The organism is Enterobacter sp. Ap-867, assembly GCF_011752855.1.
Taxonomy (GTDB): Bacteria; Pseudomonadota; Gammaproteobacteria; order Enterobacterales; family Enterobacteriaceae; genus Cedecea.
Window position 1 is genome coordinate 73,054 of sequence record NZ_VWWS01000004.1, and the last position, 22,676, is coordinate 95,729.

22 protein-coding genes are annotated in these 22,676 nt (G+C 56.2%); 2 read left to right on the forward strand and 20 right to left on the reverse strand.

Features of this window, described 5'->3' with window-relative positions; genetic code table 11:
• Nucleotides 1–503: 503 nt before the first annotated feature.
• The 9 genes from nth to ydgT form a co-directional block, all read right to left on the reverse strand.
• A complete protein-coding gene (gene nth / locus F3J26_RS12460; RefSeq protein WP_008456428.1) occupies nucleotides 504–1,139 on the reverse strand; it encodes an endonuclease III in 636 nt (211 codons plus the stop codon).
• Nucleotides 1,139–1,828 (reverse strand): electron transport complex subunit E, encoded by a 690-nt coding sequence (locus tag F3J26_RS12465; protein ID WP_166994146.1) that lies wholly within the window; start codon nucleotides 1,826–1,828, stop codon nucleotides 1,139–1,141. The genes nth and F3J26_RS12465 overlap by 1 nt, the downstream gene beginning before the upstream one ends.
• Nucleotides 1,825–2,451 (reverse strand): electron transport complex subunit RsxG, encoded by a 627-nt coding sequence (gene rsxG / locus F3J26_RS12470; RefSeq protein WP_039302429.1) that lies wholly within the window; start codon nucleotides 2,449–2,451, stop codon nucleotides 1,825–1,827. Before rsxG ends, F3J26_RS12465 begins: the two co-directional genes overlap by 4 nt.
• 9 nt (nucleotides 2,452–2,460) lie before the next feature.
• The gene (rsxD, locus tag F3J26_RS12475) at nucleotides 2,461–3,513 is read right to left on the reverse strand and encodes an electron transport complex subunit RsxD (RefSeq protein ID WP_008456425.1); all 1,053 of its coding nucleotides are present in this window, start codon (nucleotides 3,511–3,513) and stop codon (nucleotides 2,461–2,463) included.
• Nucleotides 3,514–5,577, reverse strand: coding sequence for an electron transport complex subunit RsxC (gene rsxC, locus F3J26_RS12480; RefSeq protein WP_166994148.1), 2,064 nt, complete (start codon nucleotides 5,575–5,577; stop codon nucleotides 3,514–3,516).
• On the reverse strand, nucleotides 5,570–6,148 hold the full coding sequence (gene rsxB, locus F3J26_RS12485; protein ID WP_008456423.1) for an electron transport complex subunit RsxB: 579 nt from the start codon (nucleotides 6,146–6,148) through the stop codon (nucleotides 5,570–5,572). Before rsxB ends, rsxC begins: the two co-directional genes overlap by 8 nt.
• Nucleotides 6,148–6,729 (reverse strand): electron transport complex subunit RsxA, encoded by a 582-nt coding sequence (rsxA, locus tag F3J26_RS12490; protein ID WP_008456422.1) that lies wholly within the window; start codon nucleotides 6,727–6,729, stop codon nucleotides 6,148–6,150. Before rsxA ends, rsxB begins: the two co-directional genes overlap by 1 nt.
• A gap of 77 nt (nucleotides 6,730–6,806) precedes the next feature.
• A complete protein-coding gene (locus F3J26_RS12495; protein WP_166994149.1) occupies nucleotides 6,807–7,247 on the reverse strand; it encodes a DUF2569 family protein in 441 nt (146 codons plus the stop codon).
• A 78-nt stretch (nucleotides 7,248–7,325) separates the two neighbouring features.
• Nucleotides 7,326–7,559 (reverse strand): transcription modulator YdgT, encoded by a 234-nt coding sequence (ydgT, locus tag F3J26_RS12500; protein WP_008456420.1) that lies wholly within the window; start codon nucleotides 7,557–7,559, stop codon nucleotides 7,326–7,328.
• A gap of 339 nt (nucleotides 7,560–7,898) precedes the next feature.
• Between ydgT and F3J26_RS12505 the strand changes: the two genes are divergently transcribed.
• Nucleotides 7,899–8,939: an oxidoreductase gene (locus tag F3J26_RS12505; protein WP_166994151.1), complete on the forward strand. Its 1,041-nt coding sequence runs from the start codon at nucleotides 7,899–7,901 to the stop codon at nucleotides 8,937–8,939.
• Between the two features lie 35 nt (nucleotides 8,940–8,974).
• Here the strand turns inward: F3J26_RS12505 and F3J26_RS12510 are convergent, their stop codons facing one another.
• The 3 genes from F3J26_RS12510 to F3J26_RS12520 form a co-directional block, all read right to left on the reverse strand.
• Complete coding sequence (locus F3J26_RS12510; RefSeq protein WP_166994153.1) at nucleotides 8,975–10,690, reverse strand: ShlB/FhaC/HecB family hemolysin secretion/activation protein; 1,716 nt, start codon at nucleotides 10,688–10,690, stop codon at nucleotides 8,975–8,977.
• 89 nt (nucleotides 10,691–10,779) lie between these two features.
• Complete coding sequence (locus F3J26_RS12515) at nucleotides 10,780–11,571, reverse strand: collagen-like triple helix repeat-containing protein (RefSeq protein WP_166994155.1); 792 nt, start codon at nucleotides 11,569–11,571, stop codon at nucleotides 10,780–10,782.
• Between the two features lie 44 nt (nucleotides 11,572–11,615).
• A complete protein-coding gene (locus F3J26_RS12520; protein WP_166994157.1) occupies nucleotides 11,616–11,900 on the reverse strand; it encodes a hypothetical protein in 285 nt (94 codons plus the stop codon).
• A gap of 650 nt (nucleotides 11,901–12,550) precedes the next feature.
• On the opposite strand from F3J26_RS12520, the gene F3J26_RS12525 reads away from it, so the two are divergent.
• On the forward strand, nucleotides 12,551–13,549 hold the full coding sequence (locus F3J26_RS12525; RefSeq protein ID WP_166994159.1) for a bile acid:sodium symporter family protein: 999 nt from the start codon (nucleotides 12,551–12,553) through the stop codon (nucleotides 13,547–13,549).
• 18 nt (nucleotides 13,550–13,567) lie between these two features.
• Here the strand turns inward: F3J26_RS12525 and add are convergent, their stop codons facing one another.
• From add to F3J26_RS12565, 8 genes are all read right to left on the reverse strand, one after another.
• Entirely contained in the window at nucleotides 13,568–14,569 is a 1,002-nt protein-coding gene (add, locus tag F3J26_RS12530) for an adenosine deaminase (RefSeq protein ID WP_166994161.1), read from the reverse strand.
• 118 nt (nucleotides 14,570–14,687) lie between these two features.
• A complete protein-coding gene (locus F3J26_RS12535; RefSeq protein WP_166994163.1) occupies nucleotides 14,688–15,149 on the reverse strand; it encodes a GNAT family N-acetyltransferase in 462 nt (153 codons plus the stop codon).
• 128 nt (nucleotides 15,150–15,277) lie between these two features.
• Entirely contained in the window at nucleotides 15,278–16,108 is an 831-nt protein-coding gene (locus tag F3J26_RS12540; protein ID WP_166994165.1) for a class I SAM-dependent methyltransferase, read from the reverse strand.
• 281 nt (nucleotides 16,109–16,389) lie between these two features.
• Nucleotides 16,390–17,451, reverse strand: a complete 1,062-nt coding sequence (locus F3J26_RS12545; RefSeq protein WP_166994167.1) for a terpene synthase family protein — start codon at nucleotides 17,449–17,451, stop codon at nucleotides 16,390–16,392.
• A complete protein-coding gene (gene idi, locus F3J26_RS12550; protein ID WP_166994169.1) occupies nucleotides 17,451–18,020 on the reverse strand; it encodes an isopentenyl-diphosphate Delta-isomerase in 570 nt (189 codons plus the stop codon). The genes F3J26_RS12545 and idi overlap by 1 nt, the downstream gene beginning before the upstream one ends.
• A gap of 50 nt (nucleotides 18,021–18,070) precedes the next feature.
• Nucleotides 18,071–19,138 carry a methyltransferase gene (locus F3J26_RS12555; protein WP_166994171.1) on the reverse strand — a complete coding sequence of 356 codons (1,068 nt, stop codon included), beginning with the start codon at nucleotides 19,136–19,138 and terminating at the stop codon, nucleotides 18,071–18,073.
• Between the two features lie 379 nt (nucleotides 19,139–19,517).
• A complete protein-coding gene (locus F3J26_RS12560; RefSeq protein ID WP_166994173.1) occupies nucleotides 19,518–20,993 on the reverse strand; it encodes a peptide MFS transporter in 1,476 nt (491 codons plus the stop codon).
• A 190-nt stretch (nucleotides 20,994–21,183) separates the two neighbouring features.
• Complete coding sequence (locus tag F3J26_RS12565) at nucleotides 21,184–22,614, reverse strand: CehA/McbA family metallohydrolase (RefSeq protein ID WP_166994175.1); 1,431 nt, start codon at nucleotides 22,612–22,614, stop codon at nucleotides 21,184–21,186.
• Nucleotides 22,615–22,676 lie beyond the last annotated feature (62 nt).

Genomic DNA, 22,676 nt, shown 5'->3' on the forward strand with positions numbered 1-22,676 from the left:
TGTTCACTATCCAGGGGTTGCAGGCAAGGGGTTTGTAATATTCTGTTACATATATCCATGGCAAGATAATACGCCATCAGGTGAATTGTTATTCAGCGTTAAATTTTACCAATTCATTTATTAACGATTTTTTGTCTTTTTTCAAAGCGATTTTTTAACATTATAGTTATATATTCTGCTAATGAAGCTGTGATGCAGTGTTAATGACCACTATATTCAATATGTCTGGCCTATTGTATGGCCGTAGATCCATTATTGCTAACGATAGCAAGGCGTTAGTGGTGATTTCGTTACCTTTACGCAACCTCAGGTTATCAAAGTGATGCAGATCACAAATTTATAGAAATTTCTTATCGCAAAAAAACGATTAACCTGGTGAGCCGATTATTGAGCGGACAATATAAAATCATCCCGCGTTATTTCCGGCATAAAAGTGTGCAAAAAGAGCGTTTATAAGGCAGGAGAGTACAGAGGAAGCCCGAGGCTGGCCCCGGGCGAGGCGATCAGGCGTCAACCTTCTCTTTAAATTCGCAGAGGTCTTCGATAATGCATGAGCCACAGCGCGGCTTGCGCGCGATGCAGGTATAGCGGCCATGGAGGATCAGCCAGTGATGGCAGTCGACCTTAAATTCTGCCGGAACCACCTTCAGCAGTTTTTCCTCTACCTGCTCGACGTTTTTCCCGGCAGCAAACTGAGTGCGGTTACACACCCGGAAGATATGGGTATCGACGGCGATCGTTGGCCAGCCGAAGGCCGTGTTCAGCACGACGTTGGCAGTTTTACGGCCTACGCCCGGCAGCGCCTCAAGCGCCGCCCGGTCCTCAGGGACTTCGCCACCGTGCAGGTCAAGCAGCATGCGGCAGGTTTTGATCACATTCTCCGCTTTGCTGTTAAACAGGCCGATGGTTTTGATGTACTCCTTTACGCCGTCTACCCCAAGCGCCAGCATCGTCGCCGGGGTATTGGCGACAGGGTACAGCTTTGCCGTCGCCTTGTTGACGCTGACGTCGGTGGCCTGAGCGGACAGCAGAACCGCAATCAGCAGCTCAAAAGGGCTGCTGAAATTGAGTTCGGTTGTCGGATGAGGATTGTTGTCTCTCAGGCGGGTGAGGATCTCAACGCGCTTGCTGTTATTCATTAAGCCTTCTCTGCATTGCCTGCTACGGCGGCGGCGCTTCCGCGGGCGCGACGTGCCTTCATTTTTTCATCAATGAGGTATTTTATCGCCAACAGCATACCGAGGCCAATAAAGGCGCCCGGCGGCAGCATGGCGAGCAGGAAAGGCGTGTCGGTATGGAAGACTTCAATGCGCAGCACTTTCGCCCAGTTGCCAAGCAGGCCGTCCGCGCCGTCAAACAGGGTGCCGTTACCAATAATCTCGCGAATCGAGCCTAAAACAAACATTGCGCTGGTCGCGCCCAGCCCGGTGGCAAACCCATCCAGCGCGGCATAAGGCACGCTGGCTTTTGCCGCGTAGGCTTCGGCTCGCCCGACGACGATACAGTTGGTGACGATGAGCGGGATAAAGATCCCCAGCGACTGGTAGAGCCCAAATGCATAAGCGTTGATCAGCATCTGCACGATACTGACCACCGAGGCGATGATCAGCACGTACACCGGAATACGAATCTCAGCGGGCACCCAGCGGCGCAGGGCGGAAATTGTCCCGTTGGTCAGCGTCAGTACCAGCGTGGTTGCCAGCCCAAGCCCGAGGGCGTTGGTGGCGGTGGAGGTGACGGCCAGCAGCGGGCAAAGGCCCAGCAGCTGAACCAGCGCCGAGTTATTTTTCCACAGCCCGTTTACCAGGACGCGTTTTGTTTCGCTCATTGTTGTTCTCCACAGGCCGGCAATTCGTTGAGCTGCGCGGGCAGGGTTTCTGCAAACAGGCCAGCGCGCTTAACGGCATTGACTACCGCGCGCGGGGTAATGGTTGCCCCGGTAAACTGCGTGAACTGCCCGCCGTCTTTTTGGACCGCCCAGCTCGGGTCATTGCTGCCCTGAATGCGTTTGTTAGCAAAGTGGGTGATCCAGTCGCTGAGACGCAGTTCTATTTTATCCCCAAGCCCCGGCGTTTCGTGGTGTTCGGTCACGCGGGTGCCGAGGATGGTGCCGTTAAAATCGGCGGCAACCAGAATCTGTATAGCACCAGAATAGCCGTCCGGCGCGGTGGCTTCCATGACAACGGCAACGGGCTTATCGCCTTTACGCGCCACATAAATATGTCGGGCGCCTTTGCCGAGCGGGGAGTCCTTCACCACCAGGCAGCTGTCCTGAATAGGGTTATCGTAGACGTCATCGGCAATCACCTGATCAAATAACATTTTTTGCTGCAGCGCCGATTGCTGGGCAATTGTCGGTTTGGTGAGTTCGTTGACCAGCGCCGTCAGCCCGGTAAACAGAGCGGCAAACAGCGCCAGGGCTACGCCATGCTTTTGCATTGTTTTAAACATAGCGTCTCCTTAGCGGTGGCCGTACGCGCGAGGGCGGGTGTAGTAGTCGATCAGCGGCACGGTAATATTACCTAGCAGCACGGCGAACGCCACGCCGTCCGGGTAGCCGCCGTAAGTGCGAATCAGCCAGACCAGCAGGCCAACCAGCGCCCCGAAAATCAGTCGTCCACGGTTGGTCGTTGAGGCGGTGACCGGGTCAGTCAGGATAAAGAACGCGCCGAGCATGGTCGCACCGGAGAACAGATGCACCATCGGCGACAGGCATTTTTCCGGGGCAATAACCCAGCCGAGCGTGGAGCAGACGACCAAAGCCACCAGGAAGCCCGCCGGGATATGCCAGCGAATGGTGCCGCGCCACAGCAGGAACAGACCGCCCGCCAGATAAGCCAGGTTAACCCACTGCCAGCCGAGGCCCGCCAGCGCGCCGCCATAGATTGGCGCACTCAGAAGTTGCTCTGCGGAGTGCCCCGCGTGCAGACCGGTTTTGAAGGTGTCCAGCGGCGTGGCCTGGCTGATGCCGTCCACGCCCATGCGCAGCGTATCCATGGTACCGCCGGTGGCGGTTGCGCCGTGGAAAATCACCTGCAGGCTGTCAACAAAACCCGGTACGCTGGCGGCAATGGACTGCGGCGGCAGCCAGGAAGTCATCTGCACCGGGAAAGCAATCAGCAGCACAACGTAGCCAATCATCGCCGGGTTAAACGGGTTATTGCCAAGGCCGCCATAAAGCTGCTTGGCAATGATGATGGCAAACACCATCCCGACAACCACCATCCACCATGGCGCGAGAGGCGGAATACTGATCCCCAGCAGCAGGCCGGTGAGCAGCGCCGAGTTATCGGCAAGGTGGTTTTGTACGGATTTTTTGCGCAGACGTAGCACCAGCGCTTCGGCGACCATAGCGCTGACGATCCCCAGTACAACCTGAATCAGCGTTCCCCAGCCAAACCAATACCACTGCATCGCGATGCCGGGCAGGGCTGCGAGACAAACCAGCATCATAATCCGCGCGGTGCTGCGCTGATTATGGGTAAACGGGGAGCTTGCGATTTTAAAAACCATTTATTCCTCTGGAGACATCTGAGCGGCTTTACGCGCCTGAACGCGGGCAATTGCCGCAGCCACTGCAGCTTTGCGTGGATCTTGTTCTTCTTGTGGGGCTGATTGTTCGCTTTCCGCTTTCTGCGCCGCTTTGCGAGCCTTGGCTCGGGCAATGGCAGCTTCAACGGCGGCCTTACGAGGGTCAACGGCTTCTGGCTCAACGACAGCTGGCTCAGGGCTTTCTGCGTTTTGCGCCGCTTTGCGAGCCTTGGCTCGGGCAATGGCGGCCTCAACGGCGGCCTTACGCGGGTCAACGGCTTCTGGCTCAACGGCAGCTGGCTCAGGACTTTCTGCGTTTTGTGCGGCTTTGCGAGCCTTGGCACGGGCGATCGCGGCTTCAACGGCAGCCTTCCGCGGATCGGTTTCGGTGCTGCTCGCCGATTCTGCCTGTAGCGCTTTCTCTGCCTGGCGCGCGCGCGCTTCAGCTTTACGGGCTTCGCGGGCGGCAATCATTTCGCTATTGTCCGGCGTTCTGCCGGCTTTCACCACTATAGGTTCGTCGCTGGCCTGCGCTTTTTTGCTTTTTACGCGGGCAAGTGCGGCCTGAATGGCATCGTTATCTTTTGCCGTCGGCTGAACCGCGGCATTTTTATGGCGCTCAAGGCGAGCGGCTTTCTCACGCTCCAGCCTTTCCTGCCGTGCCTCAAAGCGAGCCTTAGCCTCAACGGTGCGTTTGGCTTCCAGCTCAATCTCACGGATTTCGGCCTTTTCCTGGCGGAAGTACTGCACCAGCGGAATATTGCTCGGGCAAACGTAGGCGCAGGCCCCGCATTCGATACAGTCAGACAGGTTGTAGGTGGTGGCTTTGTCGTGCTGCTGGCCTTTGCTGAACCAGTACAGCTGCTGCGGCAGCAGATCGGCCGGGCAGGAGTCCGCGCAGGCGCTGCAGCGAATACAGCCTTGTTCTTCTTCCTGCTCGCCCATTTCAGCCGGAGACGGGGCCAACAGGCAGTTGGTAATTTTCACTACCGGCACATCAAGCCACGGCAGGGTGAAGCCCATCAGCGGCCCACCCATAATCACTTTCTGATCCTGTCCTGGGCGGAAACCCGCAAAACTGAGCAGGTGGCTGACCGGCGTGCCCAGACGCGCCCAGACGTTGCCCGGCTGAGTTATGGATTCACCAGTTAAAGTGACGACACGCTCGGTCAGCGGTTCGCCGTCGATGACCGCACGTTTAATGGCATACGCGGTGCCGACGTTCTGCATCAGAATGCCAATGTCGGACGAACGGCCCCCGTGGGGCACCTGCTTGCCGGTTAAAATCTGCGTCAGCTGCTTGGCGCCGCCGGACGGGTATTTCGTCGGGATGACCCGCAGCTGCATATCGTGGCTATTAGCCAGCACCGCCCGCATCATGGAGATCGCCTGCGGCTTGTTGTCCTCAATGCCAATAAGAATGCGCTGTGGCTTCAGAATATGGGCCAGAATGCGCACGCCTTCGATAATTTGCGCGGCACAGTCCTGCATCAGGCGGTCGTCGGCGGTAATGTAGGGCTCGCATTCGGCGGCGTTCACGATCAGCGTGTCAATTTTATCGCCGCCGCCCTGCAGTTTGCTGCCGGTCGGGAACCCTGCGCCGCCCAGCCCGGCCACGCCGAACTGGTGAATGCGTTCAATAAGGGCTTCACGGCTCTGGCAGCGGTAGTCGCTCCAGCCGTCTCGTTCAATCCAGCGGTCCTCACCGTCAGCATCAAGAATGACGCTAAGTTCGGCGAGGGCAGAAGGATGCGCGGTTGAGTGCGGCTCAATAGCCTTAATGGTGCCGGAGGTTGGAGCGTGTACCGGCAGCATACGCCCGCGTCCACGGGTCAGAGGCTGGCCGCGCAGCACATAATCACCGGGTTTGACGCACAGTTCACCTTCCGCGCCGATGTGCTGCTTCAGCGGAATCACGAGCTGGGAGGGCAGCGGAACCTGGCGCAGCGGCGTGCCGTTGGACTGGGTTTTCATCTCCGGGGGATGAATGCCGCCGTCAAAGTCCCAAATTCTGTCTTTTTTAAAGCGATTGAAGATATTAAGCATGGTTATCCGCCGGGATCATACGCACCGGGATGGTCTGCAAATCCCATTTCCAGCTTTCGGTCGTCGGGCTGACGGGGATCAGGTCGATGCAGCGGGTAGGGCAAGGGTCGACGCAAAGGTTACAGCCTGTGCACTGGTCGCTGATCACGGTATGCATGGCGCGGGTCGCGCCTACAATCGCGTCAACGGGGCAGGCCTGAATGCATTTTGTGCAGCCGATACAGTTTGCTTCGTCAATCACGGCGAGCATGCGCACTGGCTCTGCGGCGGTGGCGTCGCCGTCAATGGGCTGGGGCTCCACGTTGAGGGCGCTGGCAATCTTCAGCATTACGGCTTCGCCGCCCGGCGCGCAAAGGTTGATTTTCGCGCCCTGGTTGCCAACGGCCTCTGCGTAAGGACGGCAGCCTGGGTAACCGCACTGGCCGCACTGGCTCTGGGGCAGCAGTTCGTCAATGCGGTCAACAATCGGATCTTCTTCTACTTCAAAGCGGCGAGAGGCATAGCCCAGGATCAGGCCGAACAGCAGCCCCATCAGCGTGACTGAAATAATGGCCATCCACAACGTTGTCATCAGAACTTCACCAGCCCGCTAAAGCCCATAAAGGCGAGGGCCATCAGGCCTGCGGTCACCAACGCGATAGCGTTGCCGCGAAACGGGGCTGGAATATCGGCTACAACCATACGCTCGCGAATGGCCGCGAACAGCACCATCACCAGCGAGAAGCCAAGCGCGGCGGAAAAGCCGTACACCGCCGACTGCAGGAAGTTATGGCCCAGATTGATGTTGAGCAATGCCACGCCGAGTACGGCGCAGTTGGTGGTGATCAGCGGCAGGAAGATCCCCAGCAGGCGATAAAGCGCGGGGCTGGTTTTACGCACCACCATTTCGGTGAACTGCACGACAACCGCGATAACCAGGATAAACGCCAGGGTGCGCAGATAGATCAGGTCCAGCGGCACCAGGATAAGTTCGTCAATGATCCACGCAAAAATAGAGGCGAGCGTCATCACGAAGGTGGTCGCCAGCCCCATGCCGATGGCGCTTTCCAGTTTTTTGGAAACCCCCATAAACGGACACAGACCAAGGAACTTCACCAGCACGAAGTTATTGACCAGCACGGTACCCACAAAGAGCAGCAAATAATCTGACATGATTCGACCTGAAACAAAAAAAGCCGCCTATTATCGACGAATCGGCGGGCGGCGACAACGGGCTATCTATAGGGTTATTACGGGTTAATGAAGGTCTGCTTCACTCGCTTCGAACGCTTCAAATAAGGCACCAGTAATGCCGCTGCAAGCAGAGAAGGCAGCAGCAGTTGAACCGCGACCTTGTCGCTGACCGGCGAAAATGCGAAGGATTTAATCGCCAGCAGCACGGTGAGCAGCAGCCACAAAATATAATGACGGACCACATTCTGGCGGCGTTTAAAGAACGCGATAGTCAGCCAGAGGGTATAGGCCCACATTGCCATCGCACAGGCGACGGACAGGCTGAACAACAGCGTTGTTTTTGCGTCTGCGCTGCCCAGCGCCTCGCGGGCTGCCGGGGACAGAATCATCATCAGGAAACTTAACAGCGCCACCGAGCTGCTGAGCAACGACATCAGCAGCCAGGCCAAAGGGGCAAGGAGCCAGCCGGCAATGCGCGGGGATTGGGGCGTCGTCATGTGTCCTCCCGATTTTAAATAAGGTGAATAAAGCGGGGGGATTATAAGGGATTTTGCCGCTAATGCTACCGGCAGCGGCTATACAACGTAACGCCAGACCGTTTTCGGCACGCATCCAAGGTCAAAAAGACGTCCGCCGGAGGCCAGTTCTGCCCTGCGGTGATCGGCCGCGCGGTACATATTCATGATTTCCTGGCTGTCGGTCAGGGTGTAATTCAAGTGATCAAAAAGCTTTTCCAGATTTTCCTGCGAGCTTATTTTGCGGAATTTCATCAGGTAGTCCAGGGCACTGAGAGGTGTTGCATTTTCCATGGCGGGTATCAATTAATCACGGTCGGCGGATTGAGAGGCGATGATAATCGCAAACTCGGTCGCGACTTAGCGCTATTATTACTCAACGGAACAATTAGGAGTTTTCTTTGCAAGATCCAGGAATATCGCGTCCTGGACTACATAAAAATCTCCTTAATTTTAATATACCCTGGCCGTTCGGGCTAAATGAAGACAGTTATTTAAAGCCATAATAACTGTCTGGATGATTAGCAATAATGGCGGTCTTATGCCTGGGCAATGCGCAATCCAGAAACTTGCTGTTGTCGCCCACCGGGGGATAAGGTGAAATGCCGGAGTTCATTAAAGAGAGGAAAACACATGAGTGATACCATCCGCGTCGGGCTTATCGGTTACGGTTATGCCAGCAAGACTTTTCATGCACCGCTGATTTCCGGTACGCCAGGAATGATCCTCGCCGCAGTTTCCAGTAGCGATGCTGAAAAAGTGCACGCTGACTGGCCGGGGATGACGGTCGTGTCCGATCCTCAGCACCTGTTTAAAGATCCCGCCATCGATCTGATTGTCATTCCTACCCCGAATGACACCCACTTCCCGCTGGCTAAAGCTGCGCTGGAAGCCGGAAAACATGTCGTCGTTGATAAGCCTTTCACCGTCACGCTATCCCAGGCGCGGGAGCTGGATGCGCTGGCTAAAAAGGTCGGCCTGCTGCTGTCCGTGTTCCACAACCGCCGTTGGGATAGCGACTTCCTGACGGTGAAAAATTTGCTGGCGGAAGGGACGCTCGGCGAAGTGGCCTATTTTGAATCCCACTTTGACCGCTACCGCCCGCAGGTACGTAACCGCTGGCGTGAACAGGCGGGCGTCGGCAGCGGTATTTGGTACGATCTTGGGCCGCATCTGCTTGATCAGGCCATCACTCTGTTTGGGCTGCCAGTCAGCCTGACCGTGGACCTCGCGCAGCTTCGCGCCGGGGCGCAGGCGACCGACTACTTCCACGCTGTGCTGGCTTATCCGCAGCGTCGTGTCGTGCTGCATGGCACGCTGCTGGCGGCGGCGGAAACGGCGCGTTACATCGTGCACGGCCCGCGTGGGAGCTACATTAAATACGGCCTTGATCCGCAGGAAGATCGCCTGAAAGCGGGCGAACGACTGCCACAGGAAGACTGGGGTTACGACATGCGCGACGGCGTGCTGACCCTGGCACAGGGCGAGATAATGGACGAGCAGACGCTACTGACCGTGCCAGGTAACTATCCGGCTTATTACGCGGGAGTGCGTGATGCTCTGGCCGGTAAAGGTGAGAACCCTGTCCCGGCAGCCCAGGCGATTCAGGTCATGGAACTGATTGAGCTGGGCATCGAGTCCGCGAAAAAGCGCGCGACGCTGAACCTTGTCTGAGAATGCCCCTCACCGCGCCCGGTGAGGGTTAACCGTTAATGCAGATTGTTAAAGTTGTAGGTGAAGGTCAGGCTGAAGCGGACATCGCGGCGGCTGCTGTCGCTGGGTAAATCAGCCAGTGGTCTCGCCGCCTCAACGGAGACAGTATAGTGGCGGCTGTCGCCCACCGTTACCCCGGTTGCAATCGAGGCCAGGCGCTGATGACGGAAGCCCGGCTGATTGAACCAGGTCTGGGCGGTATCGGCCACGACATAGGGCTGCACCGTGTTAATCCACACGCCCTGATCGAGACTATGGAGATAGCGCATTTCAACCTGCCCGCCGTAGCCGTAATCTCCGCTGGCCTCGCCGTCAGGATATCCCCGGCCAAAACGCTGCGCCCCGAAGCTTACGCGCTCAGCTTCGGGCAAATTGTTGTTTGACCAGTCCCCCTCCAGCGACGTACTCAATCGCCATTTAGGCGCGACCAGCCAGGCGGCATCGACGTTGCCCTTCCAGCGCGTAAAGTTGAGATTAGTGTTTAATCCCGGCGTGACGCTGGCCCCAAAGGCATCAATACCCTTGCGCAGGGTCAGGCGTGCGCTCCAGTTGGCGGTGTCGTACTCGCGGTAGCCCCAGGCCGAAAACTCTGCCGCCGGGTAGCGAGCGCGCTGGCTGACGCCGGGCAAATCAATGGTATTGCCGAAGCCGCTGGCGCGCAGCGCATAATCGTCGCGCTTATCGACATAATCCAGCCCGCCGCTGACCGAAAACTGCTTCTTGCGCTCAAGCAGCAGCGGGTAGCTGAAGGCTATTCCCCCGGTGTACTGGGTGGTTTTTTCCTTTGCATCGATAGAAATGTTCTGCGGCAAATAAAGCAGCGGCGTGTAGTCACTGGGGTTTTCGCGATAGAAGCTGCCTTTCAACTGCATCAGCAGGCCGTTATCGGTGAGGTATTGCTGATAGTTGGCCCCAAAGTAGGTTTTTTTCGTGCTGCTATCCAGCGGCACCAGCGTGGCAAGCCCCAGCTGATCGCCGTGGCTGGTGAGGTTGCTGAGCGTGCCGTTAATCAGCGCCAGGTTTGAGCCTTTGCGCGTGTCTATCGTGGAGGAAATATCCCAGATATGCGGCTGCGTGGCGTCGACTTTCATATCCGCCGCGCCATAAATGTTGTTAGGTAGCGCGGCATTGGCCTCCACTTTTGTCGCCGGCGTGCGCTGCATCAGCAGGCTGTAGCGGTCAAATGTGGCCTGACTGAGGGGTTTTTCATTCATCATTAGCGCCGACAAACGGCTTAAGCGTTCGCCCGTATTAGCGTTATCGCTTTTGATGTTGCTGTGCGCAATATAGCCTTCAACCAGCACAATACGCACCGTGCCATCATGGAAATTGTCGCTCGGCAGGTAAGCGTAGGACAGGGGCAGGCCATCCTGCTGATAGCGCTGGGTAATGTTATTGGTCAACGTTATCAACTGGGCCAGCGGGACTGTTTTGCCGACCAGCGGCATAAACGGCTGAACCAGCGAGTCGAGTTTATAGCGCGTGCCGCCAATAAACTGCAGATGTTTCACCGTAATCGGCGTCTGCGGGGTTAACTTCGGAACCGGCAGCGGGGTTTTTACTTCTGGCTGTTTTTGCGGGGCAGCAGGTATGGCAAGAGAACGAGCAGCTTTTGCGGGGTTATTAGGGTCGATAAGCGTGGGGGACATATCGGCATAGCTGATACTCAGCGTAGCGCCATAAAGCAACACGATACCCAGACGAGTGTCCATAGTGATCTCCCTTAACTGCGCAGCGAAGAAGATGCTGTGAAAAAAGTGCTCCCGCCGTTACCACGGGAGCACATGTGCCATTGTGAGCACTATTTGGTTTTCAAAAGACCGCTGACCGCGCCGGTAAGCCCGACTTGCTGGCCTGAACTTGTGCTACTGCCTGTCGCACTGGCGTTGACATTGGTGGTTAGCGAAGAGGTCAGGCCGCTCACTGTGGTGCCAAGGCCGGTCACCAGGCCATTGCCCCCCACGCCGAGCGAGCCGGAAGCCCCCGCTGAAACGGAGCCTGAGCTGCTGCCGGTTTGCACTGGTTTCACCAGCGCTCCGCTGTCAGTCACCAACTGCCCGGTATTCTGGACTACCTGCCCCACGCCGCTGAGAGAAGGGTTGCTGCCGCTTATATTGGTCCCCAGACCGCTGACGGCTCCCCCTGTGGTGGTCAGCAGGTTACTGACTGGCGTACCCAGCCCGGTAGCCCCGCCCACGGCCTGAGTGGCTTTCTGCGTATCTGAAAGGGTGGTGTTAACCAGCCCCGTAGCGCCAGTTGTCAGGTTGGACACGCCAGGGCTTTGTACCGTTTGAGTCAGGGCATTCCCTGTACCGGTCACGACTTGCCCCGCAGTATTGACCAGTCCACCTGCGGCACCTGTGACCCCGCCGACTGGCGTATTGGCTGTGGAGCTTGCGAGATTAGTCCCGACTGCTGAAACGGTTGTCCCAAGGCCAGATACGGCATTGGTTGCACCAGTCACGGTGGTGCCCACCCCGTTAGGGTTGTTAGCATTGCCAAGGCCATTCACTACGCCGTTGCCGACGGTTGAAATGGCGCTGCCGGTGCCGTCCACGGCCACGGCAACCGTGGAGGTGACAGGATTATTCACCGGTAACTGAGAACCTACGCCGCTGACAGTACTGCCAACGCCGCTTACGACGCCGCCGGCATCGCCGATAATGTTATTACCTGCACTATTAGCGACGGTTGTTCCGCCTCCAGTACCGCCACCGGTTCCACCTCCGCCCGAACCGCCACCTGTTCCAGTACCTGTTCCAGTACCTGTTCCAGTACCTGTTCCAGTACCTGTTCCAGTACCTGTTCCAGTACCTGTTCCAGTACCTGTTCCAGTACCTGTTCCAGTACCTGTTCCAGTACCTGTTCCAGTACCTGTACCAGTGCCTGTTCCAGTACCTGCACCTGTTCCAGTACTGCCATCCGAGCCGGTTCCTCCACCGGAACCGCTACTCCCCGAGCCGCTACCGCCATTGCTTGCGGTGTCTGTGCCCGTGGTGCCGGCAGACCCGGCTGTTTTCGCCGTATTGTGCGAACTCCCGCCGCCGCCGCTACAGGCCGACAGGGAGAAGGCAAGAAGTACCGCCATCGCAATAGCGCTGAGGCGGCCAAAGTTATTTGAGCGCATAGCAATACTCCACTATTAGCACGCCGGACGGCGTATTAATAAGTGTATGGCGTATTTGAATCACTGCCACATCACGGCTCATATAATATGAATTTAAATTTCCAAATGAGATTTTTGTCGTATTTCTGCATTTTGAAACTGAATGGTTTTGATATTAAATTTTTAATTATCATTAAGTTATGTTTTTACCAAAAGGTAAAAAATTTTTTATGACAATTACCTTGATTTACGGTGAAATGTCTTCTTTAAATAGCTATAAAATTAAGCCGTGCTGTATTCATATTTTAGTTTCAGTTTCGCTTAATCGATAACGTTTCGCTTTAAGATAAAGCGACATGAACCCACTGTGCATTTTTTGGAAGTTTGCAGAATTGTTAACTCGCCAGCGCGGCCGATTTGTTGCAAAGTAACAGCCAAAATGATGTCTGGCAGGTAGAGGAACAGGATGGGTTGGCTACAAAAACTAAAAATTGATAATTTTTTACTGATAATGATTGGCGTGGTGATCGTGGCATCGCTGTTCCCGTGCGAGGGGATAGTGAAAACCGGGTTTGAATACCTGACGACGTTTGCCATCGCGCTTCTCTTCTTTATGCATGGGGCAAAACTCTCCCGCGATGCCATTGTGGCGGGCATGGGGCACTGGAAACTTCATTTAGTGGTGTTTCTCAGTACCTTTGCGCTGTTCCCGCTGCTGGGGCTGGCGATGGGCTTTCTCTCTCCGGCTATTCTGAGTCAGCCGCTGTATATGGGCTTCCTCTATCTTTGTGCGCTGCCCGCCACGGTGCAGTCAGCCATCGCCTTTACTTCGGTTGCCGGGGGTAACGTGGCGGCGGCGGTGTGTAGCGCTTCTGCATCCAGCATCCTGGGGATCTTCCTCTCGCCCGTTCTGGTCGGGGCGCTGATGCAGACTCAGGAAGGGGCAACCGACACGCTGCATGCCATTGGCAAAATCATTATGCAGCTGATGGTGCCGTTTGTTATCGGGCATCTTTCCCGGCCGCAGATTGGCAAATGGGTGGATCGTCATAAAAAGCTGATTGGCCTGACCGACCGATCGTCCATTTTGCTGGTCGTCTATGTGGCGTTTAGCGAAGCGGTAGTCGAAGGCATTTGGCATCAGGTCAACGGTTTCTCGCTGCTGATGGTGCTGGCCTGCTCGCTGGTGCTGCTGGCGATTGTGCTGGTGGTGAATACGCTGGCGGCGCGCCTGCTGGGCTTTAATACGGCTGACGAGATTACTATCGTGTTTTGCGGGTCGAAGAAAAGTCTGGCCAACGGCGTGCCGATGGCAAATGTGCTGTTCCCGGCAAGTGCGGTGGGGATGATGGTGCTGCCGCTGATGATTTTCCACCAAATCCAGCTGATGGTTTGCGCCGTTCTGGCTCAGCGCTATGCCCGCAAAACGGCCGAACAAAAACGGCAGCTGGAATCCGCGTCCTGACGCCAGCCGCCGGTATTTTTACGCCGCCTTAACCTTAGCGATAAGCGCCTGTTTTTCGGCTTCGCTCAGGAACGCAATCTTCAGTCCATTCTCCTGCGCGGTGCGAATGTGCGCCGCGCTGAGGCCGGCCTGAGGTGCCGCGACGTTATACTCATGAATAATATCGATGCCCTGAACCGCCGGGTCATCGGTATTGATCGTGGCCAAAACGCCGCGATCGAGGAAGGCGATCAGCGGGTGTTTGTCCAGGGCCGCAACGGTGCTGGTCTGAATATTCGACGTCAGGCAGGACTCAATCCCGATTTTATGTTCCGCCAGGAAATCCATCAGCGCCGGATCTTCAACTGCTTTTACGCCGTGACCGATACGCTCCGCGCCCAGCTCGCGGATAGCCTGCCAGATGCTCTCCGGCCCGGCAGCTTCGCCGGCATGCACGGTGATCCGCCAGCCAGCATCCCGCGCACGATTAAAGTGATTCAGGAACAGGCTGCCCGGGAAGCCAAGTTCGTCTCCGGCTAAGTCCAGCGCGGTAATGCTGTCGCGGTGGGCGAGCAGGGCGTTCAGTTCCGCTTCACAGGCGGCTTCACCAAAGGTTCGGCTCATAATGCCGATCAGGCGGGCTTTAACGCCAAAATCGCGGCAGCCCTGGCGTACACCTTCAATTACGGCTTCAACCACGCCGGCGACCGGCAGGTTGTGACTCATCGCCATATAGCCAGGGGAGAAGCGCAGCTCCACGTAGTGCAGGCCGTTGCGAGCGGCATCTTCAATATTTTCCCAGGCGACGCGGCGGCAGGCCTCGAGATCGCCCAGCACTTTCACGCCCCAGTCCAGCTTCTGCAGGAAACTGACCAGGTCCGGTGCAGTCTCAACGACCTGAACGTGTGGACGCAGGGTTTCGAGGGTGTTGGCAGGCAAAGATAAATTAAACTGGCGGCCGAGATCGAGGATCGTTTGCGCACGAATATTGCCATCAAGGTGGCGGTGCAAATCGGTTAACGGCAGGGTGGTATCAATCATGGTCGCACTCTTTTTTTGATTAAAGTGCGGCGTATTATAAAAAGAAATGGGGGGCAATTGCTACGGCTGTCAGCATTTTGTTGCGCAAACGTCCCTGTCGCGCTTTTGCCGAGAAAAATTACTGCAGCGTTAGCTTGTAGCCAAGATGGCTGGCCTCAAAACCAAGGTTGTCATAAAAGCGGTGCGCATCCGTCCGTGTTTTGTCCGTAGTGAGCTGTACGAGGTGACAGCCTCTTTCTTTGCACTGCTGGACGGCCCAATCCACCATCTGTTTGCCAAACCCCGTCCCTCTCTGTGAACGTGCAATGCGTACCGCTTCAATCTGGCCGCGCCACGCGCCTTTGCGCGCTAAGCCCTGAATAAAGGTCAGCTGTAACGTCCCGATGACCTCATCTCCGGATACGGCTACGGCAAGTAGCTGGTTTGGGTCGGCATCGATGGCATGAAAAGCCTCAATGTAGCGCTGATCTAAGGGAAGGCTGGGATCTTCTCTCAGGCGGCCCAGAATGTCGTCGGCTAACAGCGTGATAATGGCGGGAACATCGGCAAGCTGTGCTTTACGAAAAAGTATCTCGTTCATTGGCTGGTTTCCATCAGGGGAAAGAAGGCTTGTGCCGGCAAATGTTAGCACAGCCAGCTTTAGGGGCTGGCTGTTTTTGGGTTTTATAAAAAGTTGTTTGTAAGCATATTTAAATAAAAAAGATCTTTTTATTCGCCTGTTTCACTGACGGCTGCCAACCCATATTTAATCGCGCAGGTAGCTATAAACGTCGGCATAAACTGGTCAATCAAGAAACGCGGGTTGGGCTGCTTATCTTCATAAAAACCGGCCAGTGCGAAACCCGCTTCAAGCTGTCCGCCGATCTGCTCTTCCAGTGAATGGCCGAAGACGAACGCTTCTCCCCGAGCCTGTTTCGCGGCCAGCTCGTCGGCCGTGAGATCATTGACGTCAGAATAGGGCAGGCTGAATCTTGGACGGATAACGCCTTGTTCGGCATAGTTGGCTGCACGACCGCCGATGAAAACAACCGGATTAAAAAAGCTGGATAACAGCTTTCCGCCGCTTGCTAAAATCCGGTAACAGCCGTGCCAGATGGGGCGAATATCCGGCACGTACTGGTTAGATATCGGGTGGATAATGTAGTCAAAGCTTTTATCCGCGAAACGGGACAGATCGCGCATATCGCCCTGGACAAATGTCAGCTTCAGATTGTCCCGTTGCGCAACAAAGCGGTCTTTATTGAGCTGCTCCTGCGATAAATCATATACGGTGACTTCCGCCCCGGCGGCGGCGAGCACCGGTGCCTGCTGCCCCCCGGCAGACGCCAGGCAGAGAATGCGTTTTCCCTGCACGTTCGGTAGCCAGCTGGCAGGGAGCTTGCCTGGCGTTAAATGAATCTGCCACTCGCCGCGGCGGGCTTGTGCAATGATGTCGGCACCGACAGGCCGGGACCATTCGCACTGCTGGCGGGCAAGGGCATCCCATGCGGCGCGGTTGTGCTCGAGTAAGTCGGAAGAGTGGGTAAATGTATCAGGCATCTTATTTTCCTCTGGGGAGTGAAAAGCAGAGCCAGGGAATAGCGGCGAGATGTGCGGCATAAGCCGCAGCCGAAACTGCAATAATAAACAGCAATGCGTATTCACACTGGCATAAGTCAGGCAGAGCGCATTAGTTGTTCATTTCGTTGCAAACCTCGGGAGGGATTCAATAAAAAAACTGAGTCTAGTTTCGGCAGGCGGGACTGTCAACGGCCTTACGTGGGGAAAGCGTTTGGTTATTCCCGGTCGGGCTCAGGCACTTTTGCACCTGAGCCACCCCCTCAATCTTTCCGTAATGGCGCCTGGAACAGCTCGTGCTGCATGGCGCTTATATTCTCCAGCCAGCTGAGCGGTTTTCCCGCCCGGCTGTCTTCAATCTCGGCATACCGCGGCGTCGAGAGTGAAAAATCGAGGTTGGCCCGCATCCAGTGCGCCATCCCCTCAACGTACCGACGAATGCTTTCCCGCTGCGTCTGCGTCAGCGGCGTCTCTTCCAGCAGAGTTTCAAGCCGATGGCGTGTTTCCATGAACAGGTTCTGTCGGTCGAGAACGAGACCATAAATGCGGGTCACCGCCTCTGCGCGGGAGCAGCCTGCGTTTTGCTCCAGGACCAATACCAGGTTATTCACATCCCCGCGTGATCGCTCTTTCTCGAAAGAGAAGAGGTCATTACTCATGCAAATCACGTCGATGGTGCAGTTTTTTAGCAACTGTAGCTCGAGGCTGTCGGCAATGATGGCCGGAATTTCATCATTGAGGCAGAACTCAATGATATCCAGCACGACCCTCACGGCACCGGTATCACGGCGTATCTCAACAAAAGTCAGCAAGCCCGGTAAGGCACTTTTATTTCTGGCCGTGACTTCCCAGCGAAGCGAGCTGAGATAGTTACGAATATTTTGGCTAAAGCGCCGCTGCTGTTCTTTACTCAGGCGCCGGGTATATTCCTGCCAGAGTGAAACAAAAGCGCGCTCAACCGGGCTTTGCGGCGAGAGTTTGCCTTCCGCGTTCGGCAGGGCAAGTCGCAACAGACGGTCGAGGATCAGATCGGCCTGATCTTTCTGATGGCCCAGGCAGCACTCATCTAACTGATCGTCGAATAAAAATAGCCATACCAGCCAGTTAATCGCTACCTTCAGATCGTCTTGTGCGGCGTATGGATAAGCTCTGGCGGTAAGTTGTGAAAACCCTGAGCGATCAAGTCGCTCGATGGCCTGTTCCCCCTGGACTAAACCCATCTCGACTAACCAGCGGCGGGATTCCGCCCAGCTGTTATCGTGGCTGGGATTCATATGGGTGGTGAAAGGGCAATAGAATTCGGGGAGAGGAAGTGCGCTCATCATTATTTTCCCAAAAGTAAGTCTGAGTCAGCAGTCTGGAGCTGGTTATGCCAGTTTTCAGGGCGTAATGAACGGGACTTCTCCATGATGGTCATAAACCAGGCGGCAAACGTTTCTGGTCGCTGAGCCATCTGACGCTGAAGGTTTTCGAGCGTCAGCCATTGCCAGGCGTCGACTTCTACCGGATTAGCATGAGGCTGCCCGCTGAACAGCCCGATGAACAGATGATCAAATTCATGCTCCACCATCGTCGGGGAAACCTCGACTCGATAGGTAATGTTCCCAACGGAAAGCAGGGGGCAGTCAAACCCCATTTCCTCTTTTAGCCTACGCCGTGCGGCATTGACGTTCGTTTCGCCCGGGCGGGGGTGGCCACAGCAAGTGTTAGCCCATAGCCCGCCAGAATGGTATTTACTTTTCGCCCGCCGCTGGAGCAACAGCTCCCCCGTTGGGTTAAAGATAAAGATCGAAAAAGCACGATGCAGCTGTCCCTCAAGGTGCGTTTGTATCTTCTCGCCTTCACCCGTTGGCCTGTCGTGGCTGTCCACCAGAATCATTTTCTCTGTCGGCATTATTATATCTCCCTGTCGGGGCCTTTCGGCGCCCACACGATTGGCTGAGGTTACCGAGGCTTGACGATTAGCAGAGTATGGAAGCCTGGCGTTTTCACTAGCCGCTCAATGCGTAAATCTGCCTTTTCAAGCAAATGCCGGTACTCAGCCTCGCTGCGCTCTCTACCGTGCAGGAACGTTAACATGACCAGATCCAGAAACTTGGCGTAATCGGGCTGGTTATCGCCGGTAAGCAAATGTTCGAAGATCAACAGCTGTGCGCCCTCATGCATAGCCTGACGGCAGTTGCGCAGGATCTGCAGTGCCTGTTCGTCTGACCAGTCATGCAGGACATGCCGCAGAATGTAGGTGTCCGCCCCGGCAGGGATCTCATTGAAGAAGTTTCCGGCCTGCCAGGCCAGGCGAGGATTACGCTCGCTGGTTTGGTTTTCAATCTGAGCAATCACCTCAGGCAAATCAAACAGCGTGCCAGTCAGCTGCGGATTTGCATCGAGAATGCCGGACAGAAATTTACCTAATCCGCTGCCGATATCGAACAATCGGCCAGCGTGGCAGAAATCAAAGGCCGCCAGGGCATCGTCAATGCCCGAGGCCGAATAAGAGGTCATGGCGCGGGCAAAAATGTCTCTGGCTCCGGCGTCCTGGCCCAGATAGTCAAAAAAGGGCTGACCATAGATTTTATCAAATACGGGGCCGTCCTCCGTCAGGGCGACATCCAGCTGTTCAAAACAGCGGTTAACCTGCTCTGACCCCATAAAGCAGGCCCATCCGTGCAAAGAATCCGGTCGCTCGCTGTTCAGCATGGCACTCAGCGGCGTGTTGCGATACCCCTCTCCGGTTTCAAAAAAAATGCCGCAGCCCGCAAGGGCGCGCAGCAAACGTTTCAGCGCCTGAGGTTGGCAACCGCTTTGCCGAGCCAGCGCCTCCAGACCGAGGGTTTGATCTCCGAGAATATCTGCCAGCTTCAGCCGGGCTGCGGCCGTAATGGCATGCACCAGCAAAGACTGCATGCCCAACAGGGCCAGCAGATTATTACGTGGCGTGGCGGGGACCGGTGTGTTTTGCTGCTCTGGCGACGTGCTGTCGGCAGCAGAGGGGAAGGCAAGGGTTTGGCTCATACAGCAGTAACCTGAAAGAGTACAACAAACATTGGAAATGGCCCGCTAATGACAAAATGCATTAACCATGGCCGTCGTATCGGCTTATCCTTGCAGACTGAGGATCCTGAACGTATACCGCGTCGTGACAAAATAAAAAATCATTAAAAATAGAAGGTTAGGAACTTGTCAAACACGCGGTGACAAGCTACTTCAGGCCCTGTAGGGCAGGTAATAGCGTTTGTTTATGGCTTGAGGTGAGTCGCAAAATTGCGCGGTAAGTTCCGCTTAGATGAACATAAAACAGTCATCCACACGGGTTCAGGCAGGAACAAGAACGGGTGAATCAGAAAATGGTGAGCAATAAAATCTGGCGCGAGTCACACCCGCGCCTTATGTGTTAAGCGTGCGGGGTACGTTTTTCTTCGATCAGGCGGCGCAGCAGCGGGATCAGCAGCAGTAAAATAACGCCGGTAGCGACGGAGCCCCAGCCCAGCTGGCTAAAGACTTTGCTGTAGCCCGGGTCGGTCAGTATCGGCGTGCTGCCGCTGTTTTGCGGCATGCGGCCGGAAACATAGCCCGCCAGCACGGAGGCCACGCCCGTGACCATCATCCAGCAGCCCATCATCAGGCCCTGCAGGTTGGCCGGGGCCAGTTTGCCGATCATCGAGTAGCCCACCGGGGAAATCAGCAGTTCGCCGATGCTTTGCAGAATGTAGCTCAGCACAATCCATTTCAGCGCCACCATGCCGTCCGCACCTGCCATGGTGATACCCAGCGGCAGCACCAGCATGCCAACGCCCATACAGAACAACGAAGAGGCAAACTGGGCGGGAATGTCGATGCGCACGCCGCGATCGCGCAGGCGTTTGAACAGCCAGGCCATCAGCGGGCCGCCGATCACGATGACGACAGTGTTGATGTTTTGCAGCCACTGCGGAGAGACTTCCCAGCCAAAAGCGTTCAGGGTAACGTTATGCTCGGCGAACAGCGTCAGCCCCATGGGTGCCAGCTGGTACAGCGACCAAAACACCAGCGAACCGGCGGCCAGCAGCAGGTAAGCTGCCATGCGGCGACGCTCGTGCTTGCGAGGGTGGCGGGCGGTCATGACGCACAGTGCCAGGAAGACCAGCGCCCCCAGCACGATAACAAACGTGCTGCTGAATTCGGTATGGCCGAGCAGCAGGCGCAGGACAGGGACCAGAAGAATCAGGATCAGCAGCCCAAAAGCCATGCGCAGATAAAACCCTTTCCCCTTGATGTGCTGCAGCGGCGTGCTGATATCTGCCAGCACCGGCCAGCGGAGCAGGGTGATGACTACGGCGGCGACGTTTCCGAGGGTGGCAAACAGGAACAGCGCCCGGTAGCTTTCGGTCAACTGGTAGTAGCCCGCCACGGTAAAGCCGATAAAGAAGCCCAGGTTCATCCCGGCGTAGTTCCACAGGAAGGCGGCTTCACGGCGATCGTCGTCCGGCGCAAAACGCTGGGTCAGCATCATGTTCAGGCAGGTGACGTTCAGCCCGCTGCCGCTCAGGAACATCGCCAGCCCCCACCACAGGCCCGTCAGGCCCGCGTCGGCAATCAGATAACAGCCCGCGACCTGCAGCAGCATCCCCAGCACAAACAGGTTCCGGTTACTCAGATAGCGGCCCCCGAGGCAGCCGCCAAACAGGTGCAGCCCGTAGTTGAATGCCCCGAAGATCCCCATCATGGCATCGGCCTGGCCTTCGCTAAAGCCCAGTCGCTTGGTGACGTACAGCACCAGCGTGGAGTAAAGCACCGCAAAGCCCAAGGTGGCGAACATCTGAATAAAGAACAACGCGCCTGAGCCGGGAGGAATGGCCTGATGCGAGGCGTGGCCGGAAGATAAACTCATATTGTCTCTCTCAACAACAAAAAGACCCGGGAAGCGCGGCGTCACCGGGTCTTAATTTCTATGACTATGATGAGGGAGCATTTTCGTCGATTTTAGCGGTTTTATGCAAAGCAGAACGACTAAATATTCACATTTAATAATTTCAAAATTTTACAAAACAAAAAGATAACCAGACGAAAGTGCTTAAAAATCACTCCGAATCGGTGCTGCGGGGAAATTCAAGGTGGCCGGTCACCTCGCCCCAGGTTGCGCCGACAGGCGAGAGAAACAGCGGATGCTTAGCACAGTAAACCGGGTTGATCATGCCCTCCAGCGAGCCGTCCTCACGGCGAATATCCCAGCGAATCCACGCATGTTTTTTCATATCTGCGTGAATGTCTTGTGGCGTGTTTTCCAGGGGATATTCAGCCAGAATACCCGCTTCCGACACGACCTGGAGCGTGTAGCGCCGTTCGCTATCTTTTACCGCTACAGTCAATACGATCTGTTTGCCGTCAGCAGCGTCGCCCGGCAGCAGCGCGCCGTCATTCAGGCTGAACGTCAGGCCGCAGCGGCGCTCAAAGTAACAATGCCCGCTTTTGATGGCGGCAAGAATGGCCTCTCCGCTGAGCGCCTCGGCATAAACCCAGGTTGCCGGGTCGCCGTAAATAGACGGCTCTGTCGCCTGCGGATAGCGCTCGTGGGGCTGCATATGGCAGTCGCTGCCGCCGACGGCATAAATCCGGTGCCCCGCGTTCCACAGCGTGGTGAAGATCTCGACCACCTGCTCGTTCGCGGTGGTGGCGTTTTTCCAGGTTGGGTCGTTGAGCACTTCCAGTACGTCGATATCCGCCATCGGCATGTCGTTATAGAGCCAGCTCCACGGGTGCAGCATGGCGTGGTTTACGCTCAGTACGCTTTCTGGCCGCTTGAGCGCAATGCCCTGAGTGAGCAGACCGCGGCTGCTGTAATCCGCATGGAACATATTCAGCGTGGCGGCGGGGCCATGCACGTTCAGGTGGCCCTTGTCGGCGGTGACTTCAATGCTCGGCAGCAACAAAACGCTGTCGTGGCGCGGGAGACAGGCGTGGGACAAGTTGTGCTCGGTCAGGAAGAAGAAATCCAGCCCCTGCGAAGCCATGATATCCAGCGCTTCAGGCAGCGTGTTGTTGCCGTCGGACAGCGTGGTATGGCCGTGCAGGTCGCCGCGATACCAGCCGGGACGATCGCTGAGCGTGCGCTGGTAGTCAAAAATGACCTGGTGATCCGGGCGTAAAACGTCTTGTTTTTCAAAATCAACGGAGGCGGCCAGGGCGTCGAAAGTCACATCCAGCCGATAGCTCATGGGCTGCGGCGAACGGCTTTCACCGATGACGTTATAGATATGCAATTGCCATTCTCCGGCGGGGAGTTCGCCGGGGAGAGCACCGATGGAAGCCCAGTCCGCGCAGACTGTCAGCACCTTTTCCGGTTTTTGCAGCATCACCGAGGCTCTTAGCTGCCGGCGGCTGTCGTAAAGGTAGCAGTAGAGGTGTCCGGTACGCAGCGTCGTGCCGGTCAGGCTAATCGCCGGGGCATTGTCTGCTACAGAGAAGGTGTGGACGGCATGACCGAAGGGAATTTCACCGGTAAAAACGTGCATGATTTGCTCCTGTTCTTAATTGTCACGAGCTTAAGGGGAGCGAGTGAAGATTGTGTGTCGAT

What these genes read in the sequence shown, in the direction of transcription:
- F3J26_RS12465 (WP_166994146.1), bottom strand. Translation starts at nt 1,828, where the DNA reads ATGAGCGAAACAAAACGCGTCCTGGTAAACGGGCTGTGGAAAAATAAC.
- nth (WP_008456428.1), bottom strand. Translation starts at nt 1,139, where the DNA reads ATGAATAACAGCAAGCGCGTTGAGATCCTCACCCGCCTGAGAGACAAC.
- add (WP_166994161.1), bottom strand. Translation starts at nt 14,569, where the DNA reads ATGATTGATACCACCCTGCCGTTAACCGATTTGCACCGCCACCTTGAT.
- F3J26_RS12545 (WP_166994167.1), bottom strand. Translation starts at nt 17,451, where the DNA reads ATGATGAGCGCACTTCCTCTCCCCGAATTCTATTGCCCTTTCACCACC.
- F3J26_RS12565 (WP_166994175.1), bottom strand. Translation starts at nt 22,614, where the DNA reads ATGCACGTTTTTACCGGTGAAATTCCCTTCGGTCATGCCGTCCACACC.
- F3J26_RS12510 (WP_166994153.1), bottom strand. Translation starts at nt 10,690, where the DNA reads ATGGACACTCGTCTGGGTATCGTGTTGCTTTATGGCGCTACGCTGAGT.
- F3J26_RS12495 (WP_166994149.1), bottom strand. Translation starts at nt 7,247, where the DNA reads ATGACGACGCCCCAATCCCCGCGCATTGCCGGCTGGCTCCTTGCCCCT.
- rsxD (WP_008456425.1), bottom strand. Translation starts at nt 3,513, where the DNA reads ATGGTTTTTAAAATCGCAAGCTCCCCGTTTACCCATAATCAGCGCAGC.
- F3J26_RS12535 (WP_166994163.1), bottom strand. Translation starts at nt 15,149, where the DNA reads ATGAACGAGATACTTTTTCGTAAAGCACAGCTTGCCGATGTTCCCGCC.
- F3J26_RS12520 (WP_166994157.1), bottom strand. Translation starts at nt 11,900, where the DNA reads ATGGCAGTACTGGAACAGGTGCAGGTACTGGAACAGGCACTGGTACAG.
- rsxB (WP_008456423.1), bottom strand. Translation starts at nt 6,148, where the DNA reads ATGACAACGTTGTGGATGGCCATTATTTCAGTCACGCTGATGGGGCTG.
- F3J26_RS12555 (WP_166994171.1), bottom strand. Translation starts at nt 19,138, where the DNA reads ATGAGCCAAACCCTTGCCTTCCCCTCTGCTGCCGACAGCACGTCGCCA.
- F3J26_RS12540 (WP_166994165.1), bottom strand. Translation starts at nt 16,108, where the DNA reads ATGCCTGATACATTTACCCACTCTTCCGACTTACTCGAGCACAACCGC.
- rsxG (WP_039302429.1), bottom strand. Translation starts at nt 2,451, where the DNA reads ATGTTTAAAACAATGCAAAAGCATGGCGTAGCCCTGGCGCTGTTTGCC.
- idi (WP_166994169.1), bottom strand. Translation starts at nt 18,020, where the DNA reads ATGCCGACAGAGAAAATGATTCTGGTGGACAGCCACGACAGGCCAACG.
- rsxC (WP_166994148.1), bottom strand. Translation starts at nt 5,577, where the DNA reads ATGCTTAATATCTTCAATCGCTTTAAAAAAGACAGAATTTGGGACTTT.
- F3J26_RS12505 (WP_166994151.1), top strand. Translation starts at nt 7,899, where the DNA reads ATGAGTGATACCATCCGCGTCGGGCTTATCGGTTACGGTTATGCCAGC.
- F3J26_RS12560 (WP_166994173.1), bottom strand. Translation starts at nt 20,993, where the DNA reads ATGAGTTTATCTTCCGGCCACGCCTCGCATCAGGCCATTCCTCCCGGC.
- ydgT (WP_008456420.1), bottom strand. Translation starts at nt 7,559, where the DNA reads ATGGAAAATGCAACACCTCTCAGTGCCCTGGACTACCTGATGAAATTC.
- F3J26_RS12525 (WP_166994159.1), top strand. Translation starts at nt 12,551, where the DNA reads ATGGGTTGGCTACAAAAACTAAAAATTGATAATTTTTTACTGATAATG.
- rsxA (WP_008456422.1), bottom strand. Translation starts at nt 6,729, where the DNA reads ATGTCAGATTATTTGCTGCTCTTTGTGGGTACCGTGCTGGTCAATAAC.